This window comes from Roseomonas sp. E05 (assembly GCF_030063475.1).
GTDB lineage: Bacteria > Pseudomonadota > Alphaproteobacteria > Acetobacterales > Acetobacteraceae > Pseudoroseomonas.
The window spans coordinates 20,528-39,384 of the sequence record NZ_JASIRT010000019.1 but is presented as its reverse complement, the minus strand read 5'-3'; the positions used below and the strand labels follow the sequence as shown (position 1 = coordinate 39,384).

Below are 18,857 nucleotides of genomic sequence, written 5' to 3'. Positions count from 1 at the left end.
TCCTTCCGTATCGGCGCGGTGTCCGGGCTTTAGCCGAGGCTTACGGCGCTGTCACCATCACCCCCCTGGTTCTTCCGCCGCCAGCCAGCGGGTCAAACGGAGATGTGTGCGGGGCGCTGTCGCCCGGCCAGGCCCAAGGTCGACCGCGGGCGGCGGCGCGGGCCAGATGGCGGCGTTCAGGGCCCTCGCCACGGCCTCGGCCGCTGCGAAGGCGGGACATTCCGGTTCCAGCACCACGACGGGCAGCCCCGCACGCAACGCCGCCAGTGCCAGGCCGGGCGCGGTGCGGCAGTCCAGCACCGGCAGCGGCGCCGGAGGCCGCCCCTCGGCCGCCTGCCGGGCCCCCTCGGCCACCATGGCCAGGAACAGGGGCGCGCCCAGCCAGCGCGCCGCGCCGGGCGGCGAGACGAGGGGGAGTGCCTCGCTCCGGCCGAGCGCCTCCGCCGTGCGCAGCGCCAGCGCGACCTGTTCCGCGCTCCGCACCATCACTCCCCGCCTCGCTGGCGGCCGGACCGCTTTCATGCAACTCTTCCAGGATGTTTCCGAGACTGCGGCGCAGCCTTCAGACAGCGGGCGACGTTGACCCTGGCGGCGCCCGCCGCGTAAAGCCTCTGGCAATGAATGGCACGGCGCGAGCAAGGGCGGCAGCATGAGTGAGAGCGTAGGCGAGGCAGCGGCCCGGCTGGAGCAGGCGGTGGAGAGACTGGCGGCGGCACTCGCGGCGCGCCCGATCCAATCCGCAGGTGTTCCGCCCGAGGCCGTGGCTGCGCTCTCCGCGCGGCTGGAGGAAACCCTGGAGCGGCTGCGCGGCGCGCTGGCCGAGATCGAGGGCACGGCATCCGTCTCCCCGGCCGAGCAGGGTGTCATGGCACCCGAATCGGGTATACCCGAAAGCCCCGCCATGCCGGGGGACGTTAGCAGCGAGGAGAGCTGAGCTTGGGCCAGGTCACGGTTCGCGTCGGCGGCTACACCCACCCCGTCTCCTGCGAAGATGGGCAGGAGGGACATCTCATCGCGCTGGCGGCGGATGTGGACCGCCGTGTTGCCTCCATCCGGGCGATGGGCGGCCAGTATGGCGAGAGCCGCCTGCTGCTGCTGGCCGCTCTGCTGCTGGCGGATGAGATCCACGACCTCCGGGTCGAGCTCTCGCGTGCCCGCTCGATGCCGCCGCAGGGCGCCGCCGCCGATCCGCGGCTGGCCGACCGCCTCGGCCGCATCGCGGAGCGCATCGAGGGCATTGCCGCATCGCTCGACCATCCCTAAATGAGGCAATGCGGAGCTGCCCGGTGCGTCAGGCAATTTATCCCTGGGGCCAATAAGCATCCTCCGGGAGCTGGCTCTGGCCGGATCTTGGTCCGGCTACCTGGTGCCCACCTGCTAACGCAGGCCTTAGGAGGATAATACGCCAACGGCCATGGCGGCTCCGCACGCAATTTCTCCCGATCCTTCCGCCGACCCGCCGCCGCTCGCCGCCGCCAAGGCCGCGCTGCGCCAGTCTGCGCTGGCTGCCCGCGGTGCGCTGGACCCCCAGGGCGCCGCCGAGGCGCTGGCCGAGGTCGTGCTCGCCGCCTTCCCGCCGCCACGCGGCGCCGTGATTGGCGGCTTCTGGCCCATGGGAGAGGAAATCGACATCCGGCCGCTGATGCGGCGCCTGGAGGCGGCGGGTCATGCGCTCGCCTTGCCGGTGACGCCGCCGCGCGGCCAGCCGCTTGTCTTCCGCCGCTGGCGCTTCGGCGCGGCGCTGGCGCCTGGGCGTTTCGGCACCTCCGTCCCGGCCGAGGGGGACGTCATGGCTCCCGACTTCCTGCTGGTGCCGCTGCTGGCCTTCGACCGCCGGGGCATGCGCCTCGGCTATGGCGGTGGCTACTATGACCGGACGCTCGCCGGGCTGCCGGGTGCCCGTGCCATCGGCGTGGCCTATGCCGCGCAGGAGGTGCCGGCGGTGCCGGTCGGCGCGCATGACCAGCCGCTCGCCGGCATCGCCACTGAGGCCGGCTTCCTTCCGACCAACAGAGGATAGAACGCGTTGCGGATCCTGTTCCTGGGCGATGTGGTGGGCCGTGCCGGCCGCGACGCCCTGACTGCCGAGTTGCCCGGCCTGCGCACCCGCCTGAGGGCAGACCTGGTGGTGGTGAATGCCGAGAATGCCAGCCACGGCTTCGGCGTCTCCCCCGACATGGTGCGCGCCTTCCTCGCCGCCGGAGCGGATGTGCTGACCCTCGGCAACCATTCCTGGGACCGCAAGGAGATCATCGGCTTCATCGACGGCGAGCCGCGGCTGATCCGCCCGCTGAATTACCCGCCCGGCACGCCCGGGCGCGGCGCCACGGTGGTCGAGGTGCCCGGCGGCCGCAAGGCGCTGGTGCTGAACGTGATGGGGCGCCTCTTCATGGAGCCGCTGGACGATCCCTTCCGGGGCGCCCAGGCCGAGCTGGCGCGGTACAGCATGGGCGCCGGTGGCAGTGTCCAGGCCATCGTGGTGGACATTCATGCGGAGGCCAGCAGCGAGAAGATGGGCTTCGCGCACAGCTTCGACGGGCGGGTGAGCCTGGTGGTGGGCACCCACACCCATGTGCCGAGCGCCGACCACCGCATCCTGGAGAACGGCACCGCCTACATGACCGATGCCGGCATGTGCGGCGACTATGACAGCGTGATCGGCATGCAGAAGGGCGGCGCTGCGCTGCGCTTCTGGCGCAAGGTGCCGGGCGAGAAGCTGGCCCCCGCAGAGGGGCCGGCGACGCTGTCCGGGGTCTTCATCGAGACGGATGACGCCACCGGGCTGGCGAGGCAGATCGCGCCGGTGCGGCTGGGCGGCCAGCTGGCGCCTGCCATGCCGGAATTCTGAGCGGCGGAAGCACGGCGCTCCGGCGGCCATAAAAAAAGGACCACCCGCTCGTCGGTGAGCGGGCGGCGCATCAAAGGCGGGAAGGGGAGCCGGTTGCGGCACCCCTTCCCGCCGGCCGCCTGGTCAGGCGATCGTCAGGCCCACATCCACATTGTTCCGCGTGGCGTTCGAATAGGGGCAGACCTGATGGGCCTTCTGCACCAGCGCCTCGGCCTTGGCCCGCTCGATGCCGGGCAGGGAGATCGTCAGGTCGGCGGTGATGCCGAAGCCACCCGCCACGCGCGGGCCGATCCCCACCCTCGCGGAGACGGTCGCGTCCTCCGGCACGCGGACCTTCTCCTGCGCCGCGACGAACTTCAGGGCGCCGAGGAAGCACGCGGCGTAGCCGGCGGCGAAAAGCTGCTCCGGATTGTTGCCGGCGCCGCCGGCACCGCCCAGCTCCTTCGGGGTGGAGAGCTTCACGTCGAGCGCCCCATCGGTGGTGCGGGAGCGGCCGTCACGGCCCCCGGTGGCGGTCGCCTCGGTGCTGTACTTCACGTCCACGGACATGCGTGTCTCCTTTCGAAGGTGCGCCGGCTACTTTTGCCCAGGAACTCATTGCGAGCTATTCGATAGTGCACAATATGAACGGAGGCAAGGTGATTTCGTGCTAGGACACGCTGCAAGCGGATCCGGAGGTTCGATGACACAATCCCCATCCTGCGGCCGGCTGGAGGACAACCTGTGCTTCGCCGTCTATGCGGCCAACCATGCCTTCACCGCGGCCTACAAACCGCTGCTGGAGCCGCTGGGGCTGACCTATCCGCAGTATCTCGTGCTGCTCATCCTGTGGGAGCAGGAAGGGCGGACGGTGAAGGAGATCGGCGCCCGCCTGCACCTCGATTCCGGCACCCTGACGCCCCTGCTGAAGCGCATGGAGGCGAACGGCCTGCTGCGCCGGCAGCGCGACGCGGAGGACGAGCGGCAGGTCCGCATAAGCCTGACCGAGAAGGGCGCTTCGCTGCGCTGCCAGGCGGCCAGCATCAGGGCCAACCTGGCCTGCTCCCTGAACGAAACGGAAGATGCGCTCGGCGCGCTGCGGGATGCGCTGGCCGGCCTGACCGGAAAGCTCCGGGGTGCCGGCTCCTGAGGCCGCGCCCGCCCGGGCAGTTGCCACGCAGGCCGATGCGATCGGTCACCTTCTCCAGCACCCGCTGGCGCGGCGGGGTGTAGAGGGCGGCGAGAACCTCGAACAGGGCGGCGGCATGGAAGGGGGGAGCGCCCATGTCCGGGGCGCCGGGCTCCGGCCGGAGGGCTGGGCAGCCGTGACGGGGATGGTCAGTCCGCGGCATTGGCGCCGCCGGCGCGCTCCCCACGGCCTGCCTCGGGGCGATCCTGCCGCGATAGCGCCTCGAAGCGGGGCCGGGGGGCGGCGCCTCGCGGCGCGGGCCAGCCCTCGCGCTGCTTGCCGCGGCGGCCATCCAGCTCGTCCGTCTGGTCGTGCAGCAGGTGCACCTGGGTTTCGAAAGGCATGTCGATGCCGGCCTCGTCCAGGGCGTACTTGATTGCCTCCACCACCCGCGAGCTGGTGTGCACGCGGTCGTACCGGCGCGGGTCGGACCACCAGAAGACGCGCAGCACCACCTGCGAGGCGGCGAGATCGGTCACCAGCACCTCCGGGGCGGGGTCGGCCTCCACGCTTTCCAGCCCGCCGATGGCGTCGAGGATGATGCCGCGCGCGGCGCGGATGTCGTCGCCGTAACCGATGCCGACGTCGTACTGCGAGCGGCTCTTGGCGAAGGCGGTGTTGACCACCACGGCGTTGGTGTAGACGTCGCTGTTGGGCACCAGCACCATCCGCGAGTCATAGGTGCGGATGGCAGTGACGCGTGCCTCGATGTGGTCCACCGTGCCCTCGAAGCCGTTGATGACGATCTGGTCGCCCGGGCGGAACGGCTGCCGCAGCAGGAGCAGGACCCCGGCCAGCCAGTTCTGCAGGATGTCCTTGAAGGCGAAGCCGATCGCCACCGAGCCGACGCCCAGGCCGGCCACCAGGTCGCCCGGGTTCAGCGAGGGCAGCACGATGGTGGTGGCCAGCAGGCCGCCGGCGATGATCAGCGCCAGCCGCAGGAAGCCGCCGAGCACCTCGCCCAGGTTCTCCCGCTGGTGCGCCACGGCCCAGCGGTTGAAGCTGCGCCGGGTCAGGCCGCCGAACACCCAGAAGACACCGAGGACGACCGCTGCCACGGCGATGTTCGGCAGCAGGGCGAAGAAGCCGTCCACCCAGCCGTCGAGCTTGGCCTGGAGGCCATCCACCGAGATGCTGATCTGCTCGGCGGCCCTCTGGCCGGCATTGCTCGTGGTCGCTTGGGCAAAGGCGCTGCGCATCCGTTCCGCTCCCTCCGGCAGGCAAGCCGTCCGCCGCGCCGGCAGGCGTGGGGAGCGGCGGCACGATGAGAATGGCGGCCATGGTCCGCGGTTGCTCCGCCCTGGGATGCGGCAGGCCAGGCGGGGGAAGGCGCCCCCCTCGCATCCGGGCGCGCGGGAGGCTATAGCTCCGCGACAGCCCGGAACATCACGAGAATACCGGAGAGCACCGCGTGGCCGGCCATTCCCAGTTCAAGAACATCATGCACCGCAAGGGGGCGCAGGACGCCAAGCGGGCGCGCATCTTCGCCAAGCTGATCCGCGAGATCACGGTGAGCGCGCGCCAGGGCCTTCCCGACCCGGCCTCGAACCCGCGGCTGCGCTCGGCGGTGCAGGCGGCGCGCGTCGCCAACATGACCAAGGACACCATCGACCGCGCCATCAAGAAGGCGACCGGCGCGGCGGGCGGCGAGGACTATGTCGAGGTGCGCTACGAGGGCTACGGCCCGGCCGGCGTCGCCATCATCGTCGAGACGCTGACCGACAACCGCAACCGCACCGCCTCCGACATCCGCTCGGCCTTCTCCAAGTATGGCGGGGCGCTGGGCGAGACCAACTCGGTGGCCTTCCAGTTCGAGCGCATGGGCGTGGTCCGCTTCCCGGCGAGCGCCGGCAGCGCCGACGAGGTGCTGGAGGCCGCCATCGAGGCCGGCGCGGCCGATGTCGAGAGCGGCGAGGAAAGCCACGAGATCCGCACGGCGGTCGAGGACCTGTTCTCGGTTCGCGATGCGCTCGAAGAAAAATTCGGCCCGGCGGAGAGCGCCAAGCTGGAATGGCGCCCGAACGTCACCGTCGAGCTGGACGAGGACCAGGCGCGCTCCGTGCTGAAGCTGGTGGACGTGCTGGACGAGCATGACGACGTGCAGGCGGTGACGGCCAATTTCGAGGTGCCCGAGGCCGTGCTGCAGAAGCTCTCGGCCTGAGTGGGATGTCCGGGGGCATGGTGCGCCTTCTCGGCCTCGACCCCGGGCTGCAGCACACCGGCTGGGGCGTGGTGGAGAGCAGCGGCAACCGGCTGCGCCACATCGCCGACGGGGTGATCTCCACCACCACCGACCTCTCCCTGGCCGAGCGGCTCTGCCAGATCCACCGGGCGCTCAACGCACTGATGGACCTCTGGAAGCCGGACGAGGCGGCGGTGGAGCACACCTATGTCAACAAGAACCCCGGCGCGGCGCTGAAGCTTGGCCAGGCGCGCGGCGTGGTGCTGCTGGCGCCGGCGCTGGCCGGCCTGCCTGTCGCGGAATACCAGGCCATGGAGGTGAAGCGCGCCGTGGTCGGCACCGGCCATGCCGACAAGGAGCAGGTCGCGGACATGGTGCGCCGCCTGTTGCCCGGCGCCACGCTGAAGCGCGCCGACGCCTCGGACGCGCTGGCGGTGGCGATCTGCCATGCGCACCACCGCTCCACCCGCGTGGCGCTGGCGAAAGGCCGCATTCCCGCATGATCGGCAAGCTCACCGGCAAGCTCGACACGCCTTTCGAGGGCGGCTGCATCTTCGACGTGAACGGCGTCGGCTATCTGGTGGCCTGTTCGGCGCGGACTCTGGCCGCCCTGCCGCAGCCGCCGGCCACCGGCTCGCTGCTGGTGGAGACCGTGGTGCGGGAGGATGCCATCATCCTCTATGGCTTCGCCGAGGCCGCCGAGCGCGACTGGTTCCGCCTGCTCACCGGCATCCAGGGCGTCGGGCCGAAGCTGGCCCTGGCGCTGCTCTCCACCCTCTCGCCGGCCGACCTCGCCCGCGCGCTGATGGCCGGCGACAAGGGCGCGCTGAGCCGGGCGCCCGGCGTCGGCGCCAAGCTGGCCATCCGCCTCATCTCGGAGCTGCGTGAGCGGGTCGGCGCCATGCCGACCGGCCCCGCCTTCGCCGCCGGCGTCGCCGCCGCCGCGGTGGACCTCGCCCCGGGCGACCGCGCCACGGCGGATGCCATCTCTGCGCTCACCAACCTGGGCTGGAAGCGGCCCGAGGCCGCGGCCGCGGTGGCGCGCGTGGCCGAGCGGGCCGGGGAGGGGGCGGGGCTCGAAATCCTGATCCGCGAGGCGCTGAAGGACCTGGCGCCGCGATGAAAGTGCCCCAGCCATGAGCGAGCGCATCGCCGATCCCCATCGCAGCGAGGAGGATGCCGCCGAGGCCACCCTCCGCCCGCAGACCCTGGACGACTTCACCGGCCAGAAATCGCTGCGCGAGAACCTTTCCATCTTCATCCAGGCGGCCAAGGCGCGCGGCGAGGCGCTGGACCATGTGCTGCTGCACGGCCCGCCGGGCCTGGGCAAGACCACCCTGGCGCAGATCGTGTCCCGCGAGCTGGGGGTGGGCTTTCGCGCCACCTCGGGGCCGGTGCTGCAAAGGGCGGGGGATCTCGCGGCCATCCTGACCAACCTGCAGCCGCGCGACGTGCTGTTCGTGGACGAGATCCACCGCCTGCAGCCGGCGCTGGAGGAAACCCTCTATCCCGCGATGGAGGATTTCCAGCTCGACCTGATCATCGGCGAGGGGCCGGCGGCGCGCACCGTGCGGATCGACCTGCCGCCCTTCACCCTGGTCGGCGCCACCACCCGCGCCGGGCTGCTGGCGACGCCGCTGCGCGACCGCTTCGGCATCCCGCTGCGGCTCCAGTTCTACACGCCGGAGGAGCTGCTGCTGATCGTCCGCCGGGGTGCGCAGAAGCTCGGCTTCGCGCTCACCGAGGAGGGGGCGGAGGAGATCGCCAATCGCTCGCGCGGCACGCCGCGCATTGCCGGGCGGTTGCTGCGGCGGGTGCGGGATTTCTCGCTGGTGTCCGGCCACAAGGCCGACCGCGCCATGGCGGACGGCGCGCTGAACCGGCTGGAGGTGGACCACAAGGGCCTCGACTCGATGGACCGCCGCTACCTCCGCCGCATCGCCGAGCACCATCATGGCGGGCCGGTGGGCGTCGAGACGCTGGCCGCCGCGCTCGCCGAGGGACGGGACACGCTGGAGGAGGTGGTGGAGCCCTACCTCATCCAGGAGGGCTTCGTGCTGCGCACCCCGCGCGGCCGGGTGCTGGGCGATCCGGGCTGGCGGCATCTCGGCCTGGCGCCGCCGGCCGGCTCCCAGCCCGACCTGCTGGGCGGCGGCCCGTGAGCGGCGCCCCTGCCTGGCCGCACCGCTTTCCCGTCCGCGTCTATTTCGAGGACACCGACGCGGGGGGAATCGCCTACCACGCCAGCTACCTGCGATGGGCCGAGCGGGCGCGGACGGAATCCTTGCGTGCCATAGATTTGCCGCATCAACTTATGATTCAACGTCACGCTTCGTTGCTCGTGGTGCGGCGCATCGAAGTGGAGTATGTGGCGCCCGCCCGTCTCGATGAACCGCTCGTCGTGGAAACCTCCGTGCGCCGCCTGCGTGGCGCATCGGTCGATCTCGACCAGGTGGTGCTCGGGGAGGGCGGCGGGGTGAAGGCTTCGCTTCAGGTCGGGCTGGTCTGCGTGCGCGCCGAGGGAATGCGCCCGGTGGCCATTCCGGAGCCCTGGCGAAGCGCGCTCCGCGCCGCGCTGGGGCAGGGCGCCTGAGGCTTCGCCGGATGACGGCGCCTCGGGAGCGAGGCCCGGGCGGCGCCCGGAACGAGACGTGAAGCCCCGCGCCGCCGGCCGGGGCGATTGAAGGAGAATGCCGTGGGTGAGAGCGTGAGTGCGTCCAACCTCGGTCAGGTGGCGCACGACCTTTCCCTCTGGAGCCTGTTCCTGCAGGCCGACTGGGTGGTCAAGCTCGTCATGCTGGGCCTGCTGATGGCCAGCGTCTGGGTCTGGGCGATCGTGTTCGAGAAGATGACGACGCTGCGCCGGATCAACCGCGCCGCGGACGCCTTCGAGGATCGCTTCTGGTCCGGCGGCAGCCTGGATTCGCTGCACCAGCAGGAGGGCGAGCGCCCGACCCACCCGCTGGCCGCCGTGTTCGGCGCCGGCATGCGGGAATGGGAGCGCAGCGCCGCCCGCCCGGAGGGCGGCGGGGTTTCCGTCGCGGGCGTGCAGATGCGCGCCGAGCGGGCGATGAACATCGCCATCACGCGCGAGATGGACCGGCTGGAGCGCTGGATGGTCTTCCTCGCCTCGGTCGGCTCGGTCGGCCCCTTCGTCGGCCTGTTCGGCACGGTCTGGGGCATCATGAACAGCTTCGCGGCCATCGCCGGCATGAACAACACCAACCTCGCCGTGGTGGCGCCGGGCATCGCCGAGGCGCTCTTCGCCACCGCCATCGGCCTGGTCGCCGCCATTCCGGCGGTGCTCGCCTACAACAAGATCAGCACCGACCTGGCGCGGTTCGCCGCGCGGCTGGAGGGCTTCGCCGCCGAGTTCGGCGCTATCCTCTCCCGCCAGGCCGACGAGCGGACCTGACGTCATGGCGATGTCCACCGGAGGGGGCGGCCCGCGGGGAAATGGCCGCCGCGGCCGCTACCGCGCCATGGCCGAGATCAACGTGACGCCGCTGGTCGACGTCATGCTGGTGCTGCTGATCATCTTCATGGTCGCGGCGCCGCTGATGACGGTCGGCGTGCCGATCGATCTGCCCAAGACCAGTGCCAGCGCGCTCAACCAGGAGACCGAGCCGCTGACCATCTCGGTCAATGCCGAGGGCAAGATCTTCATCCAGGAGAGCGAGGTGCCGCTCGAGAACCTGGTGGCGCAGCTCCGCGCCATCCTGGCGGCGCAGCCGGCGGGCCAGCCGGAGCGGCGCATCTTCGTGCGCGGCGACCGTGGCATCAACTACGGCCGCGTGATGGAGGTGATGGGCACGGTCTCCGCCGCCGGCTTCACCAAGGTGGCGCTGCTGGCCGAGCAGCCCTCCGGCGCGCCCGCCGCCGCCCGTGTGGCTCCGGCACCGGCCCAGCCCCGGCGCTGAGAAAGGCTTCGGCAGGATCATCATGGCCCGTCACGGCCTTCGTTTCTGGGGCGGCGTCTCGGTGGCACTGCACGTGCTGCTGGGGGTGCTGCTGCTGTTCAAGCTGCCGGGACGCGAGATGCCGCCCCCGCAGGAGGCAATTCCGGTCGAGCTGGTGACGCCGGACCAGCCGCAGCTCGCCCAGGCCCCCAACCCCGCCCCGAATTCCGCCCCGCCCAGGCCGGAGGCGGAGCCGAACCCCACCACCGACACCCCGGCGACGCCCGAGCAGCAGCCTACGCCGCCTTCGCCGCCCCCACCCCCTCCGCCGCCGCCGCCCGCGCCGAATCCGACGCCGGCGCCGCCGCCGCCGACGCCCCCCGTGCCGACCCCGGCACCGCCGGCCCCCACGCCGGCCCCGGCGCCGCCACCACCCGCCCCGCCGGCGCCCCCGGCGCCGACCCCGCCCACACCGCAGCCGCCGGCTCCGCCGCTGCCGATGCCGCCGCCGCCCGCCCCGGCGCCGCCGGCCGAGCAGGGCGAGATCGCCGCCGCGCCGGAGACGCCGAAGCCGCAGCAACAGCAGCAGCAGGCTGCCACGCCGCCTTCGCCGCCGCTGCCGATGCCGCCGCCTCCCGCTCCCGCGCCGCCGGCCCCCCCCGCGCCGCCGCAGCCGAGCAAGGAAGCCGAGCGCCCGCAGCCGCAGAAGCAGGCCTCGGCGCCGCCGCCGGCCCCGCCGCGTCCGACGCCGACCAAGCCCTCGACCGCGCCGCCCGCGCCGGAACCGAGCAAGGAGGCCGGCACCGGCCAGACCCCGCCGCCGCCGCGCACGGCGGAGCGCAGTTCGTCCGTGCTCAGCACGCTGGAGAAGCTGCGCGCGGCGCAGCAGCAGAGCCAGCCGCCGCGTGCGCGGCCCTCCGAGGCCTCGGGCCGCCCGGCCCAGGGCGGCGGCGCGCCGACCGGCACTGCCCTGCTGACGGCCGGCGAGGTGCGCGGCGTGGCCGAGCGCATCAGCGAATGCTGGTCGGTGGATGCGGGGATGCTCGGGCTTGATCAGATCGTGGTCGAGCTGAAGGTGGACATGGATGCCTCGGGCGTCATACGCAACGTCCGTCCGGCAAACGGCGTTCCCTCCGACCCGCGCGCCCGCGCGGTGTATGAGAGCGCGCGCCGCGCCCTGCTGGACCAGAAATGCAGCCCCTTGCCCGTTCCCCGCGAGAAGATCCCGTCGCTGAACGCCGCGACCTTCCGTTTCAATCCGAAGGGCCTCGTCCGATGACCCAGCCGAACCCGCTGTTCTCCCGCCGCCTCGCGCTGCTCGGTGGCGCCGGGCTGCTCGCGGCGCCCTCGCTCGCCCGTGCCCAGGCCCCGGCGCCGGGCGGCACCGCCGCCGCAGGCCAGGTGATCGACATCACCCGCGCCCGCACCGACCCGATCCCGATCGCGCTGCCCGACTTCGCCGGCTCCTCGCCGGCAGCGCAGCAGCTCGGCCAGAACATCACCAAGGTCATCGCCAACAACCTGCGCAATTCCGGCCTGTTCCGCCCGGTGGAACGGGCCGCCTACATCCAGACGCCGGAGGCCGCCACGGCGGCGCCGCGCTTCCAGGACTGGCGCGTGATCGGCGCCCAGGCGCTGGTGACCGGCCGCGCCGAGCCGCAGGGCGACCGCGCGCGCATCGAGTTCCGGCTCTGGGAGGTGAATTCCGAGCAGCAGCTCCAGGGCACCGCCTACACCGCCGCCGCCAACAACTGGCGGCAGATCGCGCATGTCATCTCCGACGTGATCTATGAGCGGATGCTGGGCGAGAAGGGCTATTTCGATACCCGCATCGTCTATATCGCCGAGAGCGGGCCGCGCGACCGGCGCACCCGCCGCCTCGCCATCATGGACCAGGACGGCGAGAACAACCGCTTCCTGACCGATGGCTCCTTCCAGGCGCTGACGCCGCGCTTCCATCCGAATGCGCGGCAGATCGCCTTCATGTCCTACTACAACAACCAGCCCCGGGTTTACCTGTTCGACCTGAACAGCGGCCGCCAGGAGGTGCTGGGCAACTTCCAGGGCATGACGCTCTCCCCACGCTTCAGCCCGGATGGCCGCAGCGTGGTGCTCTCCTCGGCACGCGGCGGGGACGCCAACATCTATGTCGTGGACCTGGCCAGCCGGCGCGAGCGGCAGCTCACCTCCGGCGGCGGGCTCGACGTCTCGCCCTGCTACTCGCCCGACGGCTCGCAGATCGTCTTCAACTCCGACCGCGGCGGCGACCAGCAGCTCTACGTGATGGATGCCAATGGTGGCGGTGCGCGGCGCATCTCCTTCGGCAACGGGCGCTACGCCACCCCGGTCTGGTCGCCGCGCGGCGACCTGATCGCCTTCACCCGCATGTCCGGCGGCCGTTTCTCCATCGGCGTGATGCGGCCCGACGGCTCGGGCGAGCGCATCCTCTCCGAAGGCTGGGGCATGGAGGGGCCGACCTTCGCGCCGAACGGCCGCGTGCTCGCCTTCTACCGCGAGACACCGGCGCGGGATGCGCGCGGCGGCGGCTACTCCGCGCGGCTCGCGATGATCGACATCGCCGGCTTCAACGAGCGGCAGATCATCACGCCGACCGACGCGACCGACCCGAACTGGTCGCCACTGTTGTCATCCTGAAACGAGGTGGCGCGAGCTTTGCAGTTTCGGAGGGGCAACCATTCATCGCGCGGAGGTTGGTTGCCTTGAACCTGCCTCAATCGCAGCGTAACCGCCGCCTTAATTCGTTCTGACATCAGGAATCGAACGCATGAAGACCAAACTCATTGGCGCCCTTGCCGCCGCCGCACTTCTCGCGGCCTGCGCCAGCGAGGACACCTCGGGCGCCGCCACCGGTGCCGGCGCCGCCGGCGGAGCCGGTGCCAGCGGCTTCGGCGCCGGCACCATCCGCCCGGGCAGCCAGGAGGACCTGGTTGCCAATGTCGGCGACCGCGTCTTCTTCGCCACCGACAGCAGCAGCGTCAGCGCCGACCAGCGCCCGACCCTGGAGCGCCAGGCGCAGTGGCTGGCGCAGTACCCGCAGGCGCAGGTGATGGTCGAAGGCCATGCCGACGAGCGCGGCACCCGCGAGTACAACCTGGCGCTCGGCCAGCGCCGCGCCAATGCGGCCCGCGACGTGCTGGTGGCGAACGGCGTCGCCGGCGGCCGCGTCAGCACCATCTCCTACGGCAAGGACCGCCCGGCGGCGCTCGGCTCCACCGAGGACGCCTGGGCGCAGAACCGCCGCGCCGTGACCGTGGTGCGCTGAGCGGCGCACCACGCGGCCTTGCATTGACGCAGGGCTGACGGACTGAGAGAAGCGGCGGCCCCTGCTCCGCGGAGTGGGAGCCGCCGCTTTGCATTTCCCGGCGCCGGATCTCCCCGCGCTACCGGCGCCCCTGCGCTACCGGAAGGACATCGCCATGCTCCGCACGCTCCTCCGTTTTGCCCCGCTGCTGCCACTGCTCGGCGCAGTGCCCGCCATGGCGCAGATGGACAGCCGCGAAGGCATCGCGCTGCAAAACCAGATCCTGCAACTGCGGCAGGAGGTGGAAGCGCTGCGCCAGCAGGGCGGCGGGGGCTATCCGGCGCCCGTGCCGATGGCGCCGCCCGCCCGTGCCGGCGCTTCGGCCGGTTCCCCGGAACTGCTGACCCAGCTGCTGGACCGCGTCAGCTCGATGGAGGAAGAGGTGCGGCGGCTGCGCGGCCGCGTTGAGGAATCGGACTACCGCATCCGCACCAACCAGCAGGCGCTGGAGAAGCTGCAGGGTGACATGGACTACCGGCTGCAGCAGCTTGAGCAGGGTGGCGGCGCGGCGCGGCCGGCCAGCCCGGCGCCGCGCCCGCAGCAGCGCGGCGAGGCCGAGGTGCCCGCCAGCCCCGCCGCCAATGCGGCACCGCGCACCGCCGAGCGCGCTCTGGCGGACGGCCAGGCGGCGCTTTCCCGCCGCGACTACAACACCGCCGCGGCGGCGGCGCGCGAGGTGATCGGCGCCCGCAATACCGCCCGCATGCAGGACGCGCAGCTGCTGCTCGGCGAGGCGCTGCTCGGCCAGCGCGAGTACCAGAACGCCGCGCTGGCTTTCGACGACGCCTATCGCCGCAACCGCAGCGGCGCCCGCGCGCCCGAGGCGCTGGTCGGGTTGAGCAGCGCCTTTCTCGGCTTCGGCGCCAAGCGCGAGGCCTGCGCCACGCTGGACGACCTGCGCAGCCAGTTCCCGAAGCTCTCCGGCAGCCTGGCGCAGCGCGCCGCCGATGCGCGCCAGCGCGGCGGCTGCCGCTGAAGCCTGACGCCCCGCCCGAGGCGGCGGAATTCGCGGCGCTGATGGCGCCGCTCGGGCCGTTCGGGGAGGTGCCGCGCCTGGCGGTGGGGGTCTCCGGCGGCCCGCATTCCCTGGCCCTCGCGCTGCTGGCGCAGGACTTCGCGCAGGCCCGGGGTGGTGATGCACTGGCGCTCGTTGTCGATCACGGCCTGCGGGCCGAGAGCGGGGCGGAGGCGGAATGGACCCTCCGCACCCTGGCGGCGCAGGGAATCGCCGCCAGGCGGCTCACCCTTGCCCTGCCGCCCGGTCCGGCCGTCCAGGAGCGGGCGCGCCGGGCGCGGCTGGCGACGCTGCTCGACGCCTGCGCGGCCTGGGGAAGGCCCTGGCTGCTGCTCGGCCAGCACCGGCTGGACCAGGCGGAGACGCTGCTGTTCCGGGCGCTGCGCGGCAGCGGCCCGGCGGGGCTGGCGGGCATGTCCGCGCTGCGCCCGGCGGCCGAGGCGCTGATCCTGCGTCCGCTGCTCGGCATGCCGCCGGCGCGGCTGGAGGCGCTGCTGCGTCACCGTGGCCTGGAGCCTTTGCGCGACCCTTCCAACGCCGATCCGCGCTTCACCCGTGTCCGCCTGCGCGCGGCGCTGCGTGATCCGGAGGGCACCGGCCCCGGCACGGCGGCACTGGATGCCGCCGCCGCCGCCTTCGCGCGCCGCCGGTCGCGCCGGGAGGCGGCCATGGCCGCGCGGCTGGCTGGCGCGGTCACGTTGCATCCTGAAGGCTGGGCGCGGCTGGACCATGCGGCGCTGGGGCGGGATGCGGTGGCGCGGGCGGCCCTGGCGGCCCTGCTGCGGCTGCTCGCCGGCGCGGAGCACGCGCCCGCCGCCGCCGCCGTGGCGGCGCTTCTGGAGCGGGGGCAAGGAACCCTGCATGGCGTCGTCTGGAAGGACGGCCTGCTCTGCCGCGAGCCCGCCGCCTGCGCGCCGCCGGTCCCCGCCCTGCGGGACGCGCTGTGGGATGGCCGTTGGCGCCTGCTCGCCCCGCCCGCCGGGCCGGCGCTGCGGTGGGGCGCGCTGGGTGCCGCCGCAACCGGCCTGGACCGGGCAGCGCGGCGCGATCTGCCGACGCGGGTGCTGGCGGGCCTGCCGGCGCTGTGGCGGGACGACTGCCTGGCCGGCGTGCCCTGTCTCGGGTTCGGCATCGCCGCCGATGCGCTTTTTGCTCCCGCTGGCGGGCCGTTGTGTCCCTAAATATGAAAACGGAGCAAGATCGCGCGCCCGGCAAGGTTTCAGAACCGCCTCGGGCGTCCTATCTTGTCAATGCGCCGGGCCTGGGCAGCGCCCTGGCCGGCACACGGATGGGAACCGCACGGTGAACAATTTCGGCCGCAATCTGGCTCTCTGGGTGATTGTCGCGCTGCTGCTGGTGGCGCTGTTCAACCTTTTCCAGCCTTCGTCCTCCACCCGCCAGACCGGCCAGCAGGTCGCCTACAGCGACTTCCTGAACGAGGTGAATTCCGGCCGCGTCCGGGACGTCACCATCCAGGGCCGCACCTTGACGGGGCAGCTCTCGGATGGGCGCAGCTTCAGCACCTACACGCCCGAGGACCCCACCCTGGTCAGCAAGCTGACCGACAAGGGCGTCCGCGTGGTGGCGCGCCCGGAGGAGAGCGACGTCAACCCGCTCCTCCACTACCTCCTCTCCTGGTTCCCGATGCTGCTGCTGATCGGCGTCTGGATCTTCTTCATGCGCCAGATGCAGGGCGGCGGCGGGCGGGCCATGGGCTTCGGCAAGTCCCGCGCCCGGCTGCTGACCGAGAAGCAGGGCCGCGTCACCTTCGAGGACGTCGCCGGCATCGACGAGGCCAAGGGCGAGCTGGAGGAGATCGTGGACTTCCTGCGCGACCCGCAGAAGTTCCAGCGCCTCGGCGGCAAGATCCCGAAGGGCGTGCTGCTGGTCGGCCCGCCCGGCACGGGCAAGACGCTGCTCGCCCGCGCCATCGCCGGCGAGGCCAATGTGCCCTTCTTCACCATCTCGGGCTCCGACTTCGTCGAGATGTTCGTCGGCGTCGGTGCCAGCCGCGTGCGCGACATGTTCGAGCAGGGCAAGAAGAACGCCCCCTGCATCATCTTCATCGATGAGATCGACGCGGTCGGCCGCCATCGCGGCGCCGGCCTCGGCGGCGGCAATGACGAGCGCGAGCAGACCCTCAACCAGATGCTCGTCGAGATGGACGGCTTCGAGGCGAATGAGGGCGTCATCCTGATCGCCGCCACCAATCGCCCCGACGTGCTGGACCCGGCGCTGCTGCGCCCCGGCCGCTTCGACCGCCAGGTGGTGGTGCCGAACCCCGACGTGCAAGGCCGCGAGAAGATCCTGCGCGTGCACATGCGCAAGGTGCCGCTGGCCTCGGACGTCGATCCGAAGACCATCGCGCGCGGCACGCCGGGCTTCTCGGGCGCCGATCTGGCGAACCTCGTGAACGAGGCGGCGCTGCTGGCCGCCCGCGGCGGGCGCCGGACGGTCGGCATGCACGAGTTCGAGATGGCCAAGGACAAGGTGCTGATGGGCGCCGAGCGCCGCAGCCTGGTGATGTCGGACGACGAGAAGAAGATGACGGCCTATCACGAGGCCGGCCATGCCCTCGTCGCGCTGCACGAGCCGGAATGCGATCCGCTGCACAAGGCCACCATCATCCCCCGCGGCCGCGCGCTGGGTCTGGTGATGTCGCTGCCGGCCGGTGATCGCTACTCCAAGCACAAGTCCAAGCTGAAGGCCGAGCTGGCCATGGCGATGGGCGGCCGCGTGGCGGAGGAGCTGATCTTCGGCCCGGACAACGTCTCCAACGGCGCCTCGGGCGACATCAAGATGGCGACCGACCAGGCCCGCCGGATGGTGACCGAGTGGGGCATGAGCGAGAAGCTCGGCATGATCGCCTATGGCTCGAATGACCAGGAGGTCTTCCTCGGCCATTCCGTGACGCAGTCGAAGAACCTCTCCGAGGCGACGGCGCGCGAGATCGATGCCGAGATCCGGGCGATCATCGATGAGTCCTATGCGCGCGCCAAGCACACGCTGCAGACGCATATCGACGAGCTGCACGCCCTGGCGAAGGGCCTGCTGGAGCACGAGACCCTCTCGGGCGATGAGATCCGACAGGTGATCCGCGGCGAGCCGGTGGTGCGCAACCGTCCGGACGAGCCGGCGCCCTCCGGCCGTGGCAGCGTGCCCAGCTCGGGCCGTTCCACCCGCCCTGGCGGCGGTTTCGGCAGCCCGGCGCCGCAGCCGGGCACCTGAAGGCGGGTTCATTCCGCCCCCCTACCTGCGTTAAGGAAGGGCCCCGGAGATCGGGGCCCTTTTTTCTTTCCTGGAGGTCGGGATGCGTGAACGCTGGGTGGAGCCGGCCGGCCTGCTGCACGGGCCGGCGGCCTTGCAGGCCATCCGGGATGGCTATGCCCTGCCGCTGGCCGGCAGACCCGCCGGCTTCGCGCTGGTGCGGCTGATCGAGGATGGGCGCGACCTCGGCATCCATTCGGCGCGTGCCCTGCCGGAGGGCTGGGACGAGCTGCTGCCGCCGCTGACCCGCCGCCCCCTGCCGCTCGCCGATCTGCCGGGCGACCGTCCGCTGGTCATGGGCATCCTGAACGCCACGCCCGACAGCTTTTCCGACGGCGGCCGGCACCTCGACGCAGCCGCCGCGATCGCGGCGGGGCACGCCATGCTGGAGGCGGGGGCGGACATCCTGGATGTCGGTGGTGAGAGCACGCGGCCGGGCGCCGATCCGGTTACTCCGGAGGAGGAGGTCGCCCGCATCCTGCCGGTCGTGCGCGAACTGGCCAAGGCGGCGGTGGTCAGCGTGGACACGCGCCACCCCGCCACCATGCGGGCGGCACTGGAGGCCGGCGCCGAGATCGTCAACGACATCACGGCGCTGCGGCAGGATACTGCGTCCCAGCGCGTGGTGCGTGAGGCGCGGGCGCCGGTGGTGCTGATGCACATGCCGGTGCTGGACCCGCGCCGGATGCAGGAAGCCACCGCCTATGACGATGTGGTGCTCGACGTCGCCCGCTTCCTGCGCCAGCGGGTCGAGACGGCCGAGGCACTGGGCATCCCGCGCGGCCGCATCGTGGTGGACCCTGGCCTCGGCTTCGGCAAGACGGGGGCGCAGAACCTGCTGCTGCTGAACCGCCTGCCGCTGCTCGCCGGCATTGGCTGCCGGATCCTGGTTGGGGCCTCGCGCAAGCGTTTCATCGGCCGGGTGACCGGGGTGGAGACGCCCGCCGAACGCGTGCCGGGCAGCCTCGCCGTGGCGCTGGCCGCCGCCGCCAGCGGCGCCTCCATCCTGCGCGTGCATGATGTGGCGGAGACCGTGCAGGCGTTGCGCATGTGGCGCGCCTGTGCGGAGGGCGGCGCAGCGGAGCTGGAGTGAGGTTTTCGGGATATTCTCCATTTGGAGGGATTCATTCGCCGGGGGGTTCTGCGCTACAGCCGT

Annotated in this window: 22 protein-coding genes and 1 other RNA gene; 20 read left to right on the top strand and 3 right to left on the bottom strand. The window is 72.1% G+C overall.

All coding sequences use genetic code 11. The annotated features are described in order from the left end of the window. Positions 1–57 precede the first annotated feature (57 nt). Positions 58–486: a hypothetical protein gene (locus QMO56_RS17510; RefSeq protein ID WP_283527777.1), complete on the bottom strand. Its 429-nt coding sequence runs from the start codon at positions 484–486 to the stop codon at positions 58–60. A 163-nt stretch (positions 487–649) separates the two neighbouring features. Here QMO56_RS17510 and QMO56_RS17505 point away from each other — a divergent pair, with 163 nt between their 5' ends. The 5 genes from QMO56_RS17505 (at position 650) to QMO56_RS17485 (ending at position 2,848) form a co-directional block, all read left to right on the top strand. Further along, entirely contained in the window at positions 650–934 is a 285-nt protein-coding gene (locus QMO56_RS17505; protein WP_283527775.1) for a hypothetical protein, read from the top strand. Positions 935–936: 2 nt separating this feature from the next. Further along, on the top strand, positions 937–1,263 hold the full coding sequence (locus tag QMO56_RS17500; RefSeq protein ID WP_283527773.1) for a cell division protein ZapA: 327 nt from the start codon (positions 937–939) through the stop codon (positions 1,261–1,263). 10 nt (positions 1,264–1,273) lie between these two features. Next, positions 1,274–1,428, top strand: a non-coding RNA gene (ssrS, locus tag QMO56_RS17495) — 6S RNA. Further along, positions 1,415–2,020 carry a 5-formyltetrahydrofolate cyclo-ligase gene (locus tag QMO56_RS17490; protein ID WP_283527771.1) on the top strand — a complete coding sequence of 202 codons (606 nt, stop codon included), beginning with the start codon at positions 1,415–1,417 and terminating at the stop codon, positions 2,018–2,020. The genes ssrS and QMO56_RS17490 overlap by 14 nt, the downstream gene beginning before the upstream one ends. 6 nt (positions 2,021–2,026) lie before the next feature. Continuing rightward, positions 2,027–2,848, top strand: a complete 822-nt coding sequence (locus QMO56_RS17485) for a TIGR00282 family metallophosphoesterase (RefSeq protein ID WP_283527769.1) — start codon at positions 2,027–2,029, stop codon at positions 2,846–2,848. A gap of 123 nt (positions 2,849–2,971) precedes the next feature. On the opposite strand, the gene QMO56_RS17480 is transcribed toward QMO56_RS17485, so the two are convergent. After that, on the bottom strand, positions 2,972–3,397 hold the full coding sequence (locus QMO56_RS17480; RefSeq protein ID WP_283527767.1) for an organic hydroperoxide resistance protein: 426 nt from the start codon (positions 3,395–3,397) through the stop codon (positions 2,972–2,974). 133 nt (positions 3,398–3,530) lie between these two features. On the opposite strand from QMO56_RS17480, the gene QMO56_RS17475 reads away from it, so the two are divergent. Next, on the top strand, positions 3,531–3,977 hold the full coding sequence (locus QMO56_RS17475; RefSeq protein ID WP_283527765.1) for a MarR family winged helix-turn-helix transcriptional regulator: 447 nt from the start codon (positions 3,531–3,533) through the stop codon (positions 3,975–3,977). Positions 3,978–4,165: 188 nt separating this feature from the next. Here the strand turns inward: QMO56_RS17475 and QMO56_RS17470 are convergent, their stop codons facing one another. Further along, the gene (locus QMO56_RS17470) at positions 4,166–5,215 is read right to left on the bottom strand and encodes a mechanosensitive ion channel family protein (RefSeq protein ID WP_283527763.1); all 1,050 of its coding nucleotides are present in this window, start codon (positions 5,213–5,215) and stop codon (positions 4,166–4,168) included. Positions 5,216–5,427: 212 nt separating this feature from the next. Here QMO56_RS17470 and QMO56_RS17465 point away from each other — a divergent pair, with 212 nt between their 5' ends. The 14 genes from QMO56_RS17465 to folP all read left to right on the top strand — a co-directional run bounded on the left by QMO56_RS17465 (position 5,428) and on the right by folP (position 18,794). Beyond that, positions 5,428–6,177 carry a YebC/PmpR family DNA-binding transcriptional regulator gene (locus tag QMO56_RS17465; protein ID WP_283527761.1) on the top strand — a complete coding sequence of 250 codons (750 nt, stop codon included), beginning with the start codon at positions 5,428–5,430 and terminating at the stop codon, positions 6,175–6,177. 17 nt (positions 6,178–6,194) lie between these two features. Next, a complete protein-coding gene (gene ruvC, locus QMO56_RS17460) occupies positions 6,195–6,701 on the top strand; it encodes a crossover junction endodeoxyribonuclease RuvC (protein ID WP_283527760.1) in 507 nt (168 codons plus the stop codon). Continuing rightward, positions 6,698–7,321 carry a Holliday junction branch migration protein RuvA gene (ruvA, locus tag QMO56_RS17455; protein ID WP_283527759.1) on the top strand — a complete coding sequence of 208 codons (624 nt, stop codon included), beginning with the start codon at positions 6,698–6,700 and terminating at the stop codon, positions 7,319–7,321. Before ruvC ends, ruvA begins: the two co-directional genes overlap by 4 nt. A gap of 13 nt (positions 7,322–7,334) precedes the next feature. Further along, positions 7,335–8,360: a Holliday junction branch migration DNA helicase RuvB gene (gene ruvB / locus QMO56_RS17450; RefSeq protein ID WP_283527758.1), complete on the top strand. Its 1,026-nt coding sequence runs from the start codon at positions 7,335–7,337 to the stop codon at positions 8,358–8,360. After that, positions 8,357–8,791, top strand: coding sequence for a YbgC/FadM family acyl-CoA thioesterase (locus tag QMO56_RS17445; RefSeq protein ID WP_283527757.1), 435 nt, complete (start codon positions 8,357–8,359; stop codon positions 8,789–8,791). Before ruvB ends, QMO56_RS17445 begins: the two co-directional genes overlap by 4 nt. A 102-nt stretch (positions 8,792–8,893) precedes the next feature. Beyond that, positions 8,894–9,613, top strand: a complete 720-nt coding sequence (tolQ, locus tag QMO56_RS17440) for a protein TolQ (protein ID WP_283527756.1) — start codon at positions 8,894–8,896, stop codon at positions 9,611–9,613. A 4-nt stretch (positions 9,614–9,617) separates the two neighbouring features. Beyond that, the gene (tolR, locus tag QMO56_RS17435; RefSeq protein WP_283527755.1) at positions 9,618–10,118 is read left to right on the top strand and encodes a protein TolR; all 501 of its coding nucleotides are present in this window, start codon (positions 9,618–9,620) and stop codon (positions 10,116–10,118) included. A gap of 22 nt (positions 10,119–10,140) precedes the next feature. Continuing rightward, the gene (locus QMO56_RS17430; RefSeq protein ID WP_283527754.1) at positions 10,141–11,376 is read left to right on the top strand and encodes a hypothetical protein; all 1,236 of its coding nucleotides are present in this window, start codon (positions 10,141–10,143) and stop codon (positions 11,374–11,376) included. Further along, positions 11,373–12,752 (top strand): Tol-Pal system beta propeller repeat protein TolB, encoded by a 1,380-nt coding sequence (gene tolB / locus QMO56_RS17425; RefSeq protein ID WP_283527753.1) that lies wholly within the window; start codon positions 11,373–11,375, stop codon positions 12,750–12,752. The genes QMO56_RS17430 and tolB overlap by 4 nt, the downstream gene beginning before the upstream one ends. Before the next feature lie 130 nt (positions 12,753–12,882). After that, complete coding sequence (pal, locus tag QMO56_RS17420) at positions 12,883–13,380, top strand: peptidoglycan-associated lipoprotein Pal (RefSeq protein WP_283527752.1); 498 nt, start codon at positions 12,883–12,885, stop codon at positions 13,378–13,380. A 154-nt stretch (positions 13,381–13,534) separates the two neighbouring features. Then, positions 13,535–14,395, top strand: a complete 861-nt coding sequence (locus QMO56_RS17415) for a YbgF trimerization domain-containing protein (RefSeq protein WP_283527750.1) — start codon at positions 13,535–13,537, stop codon at positions 14,393–14,395. Positions 14,396–14,436: 41 nt separating this feature from the next. Further along, on the top strand, positions 14,437–15,615 hold the full coding sequence (gene tilS / locus QMO56_RS17410) for a tRNA lysidine(34) synthetase TilS (RefSeq protein ID WP_283527748.1): 1,179 nt from the start codon (positions 14,437–14,439) through the stop codon (positions 15,613–15,615). A gap of 121 nt (positions 15,616–15,736) precedes the next feature. Further along, entirely contained in the window at positions 15,737–17,662 is a 1,926-nt protein-coding gene (gene ftsH / locus QMO56_RS17405; protein WP_283527746.1) for an ATP-dependent zinc metalloprotease FtsH, read from the top strand. Positions 17,663–17,744: 82 nt separating this feature from the next. Continuing rightward, the gene (folP, locus tag QMO56_RS17400) at positions 17,745–18,794 is read left to right on the top strand and encodes a dihydropteroate synthase (RefSeq protein WP_283527744.1); all 1,050 of its coding nucleotides are present in this window, start codon (positions 17,745–17,747) and stop codon (positions 18,792–18,794) included. Positions 18,795–18,857: the final 63 nt, after the last annotated feature.

Coding starts and splice junctions, on each gene's coding strand:
- QMO56_RS17510 (WP_283527777.1), bottom strand. CDS start 486: ATGGTGCGGAGCGCGGAACAGGTCGCGCTGGCGCTGCGCACGGCGGAG.
- pal (WP_283527752.1), top strand. CDS start 12,883: ATGAAGACCAAACTCATTGGCGCCCTTGCCGCCGCCGCACTTCTCGCG.
- QMO56_RS17505 (WP_283527775.1), top strand. CDS start 650: ATGAGTGAGAGCGTAGGCGAGGCAGCGGCCCGGCTGGAGCAGGCGGTG.
- ruvB (WP_283527758.1), top strand. CDS start 7,335: ATGAGCGAGCGCATCGCCGATCCCCATCGCAGCGAGGAGGATGCCGCC.
- QMO56_RS17470 (WP_283527763.1), bottom strand. CDS start 5,215: ATGCGCAGCGCCTTTGCCCAAGCGACCACGAGCAATGCCGGCCAGAGG.
- tilS (WP_283527748.1), top strand. CDS start 14,437: ATGGCGCCGCTCGGGCCGTTCGGGGAGGTGCCGCGCCTGGCGGTGGGG.
- QMO56_RS17415 (WP_283527750.1), top strand. CDS start 13,535: ATGCTCCGCACGCTCCTCCGTTTTGCCCCGCTGCTGCCACTGCTCGGC.
- ruvA (WP_283527759.1), top strand. CDS start 6,698: ATGATCGGCAAGCTCACCGGCAAGCTCGACACGCCTTTCGAGGGCGGC.
- QMO56_RS17475 (WP_283527765.1), top strand. CDS start 3,531: ATGACACAATCCCCATCCTGCGGCCGGCTGGAGGACAACCTGTGCTTC.
- tolB (WP_283527753.1), top strand. CDS start 11,373: ATGACCCAGCCGAACCCGCTGTTCTCCCGCCGCCTCGCGCTGCTCGGT.
- QMO56_RS17430 (WP_283527754.1), top strand. CDS start 10,141: ATGGCCCGTCACGGCCTTCGTTTCTGGGGCGGCGTCTCGGTGGCACTG.
- tolR (WP_283527755.1), top strand. CDS start 9,618: ATGGCGATGTCCACCGGAGGGGGCGGCCCGCGGGGAAATGGCCGCCGC.
- QMO56_RS17490 (WP_283527771.1), top strand. CDS start 1,415: ATGGCGGCTCCGCACGCAATTTCTCCCGATCCTTCCGCCGACCCGCCG.
- folP (WP_283527744.1), top strand. CDS start 17,745: ATGCGTGAACGCTGGGTGGAGCCGGCCGGCCTGCTGCACGGGCCGGCG.
- ruvC (WP_283527760.1), top strand. CDS start 6,195: ATGGTGCGCCTTCTCGGCCTCGACCCCGGGCTGCAGCACACCGGCTGG.
- QMO56_RS17480 (WP_283527767.1), bottom strand. CDS start 3,397: ATGTCCGTGGACGTGAAGTACAGCACCGAGGCGACCGCCACCGGGGGC.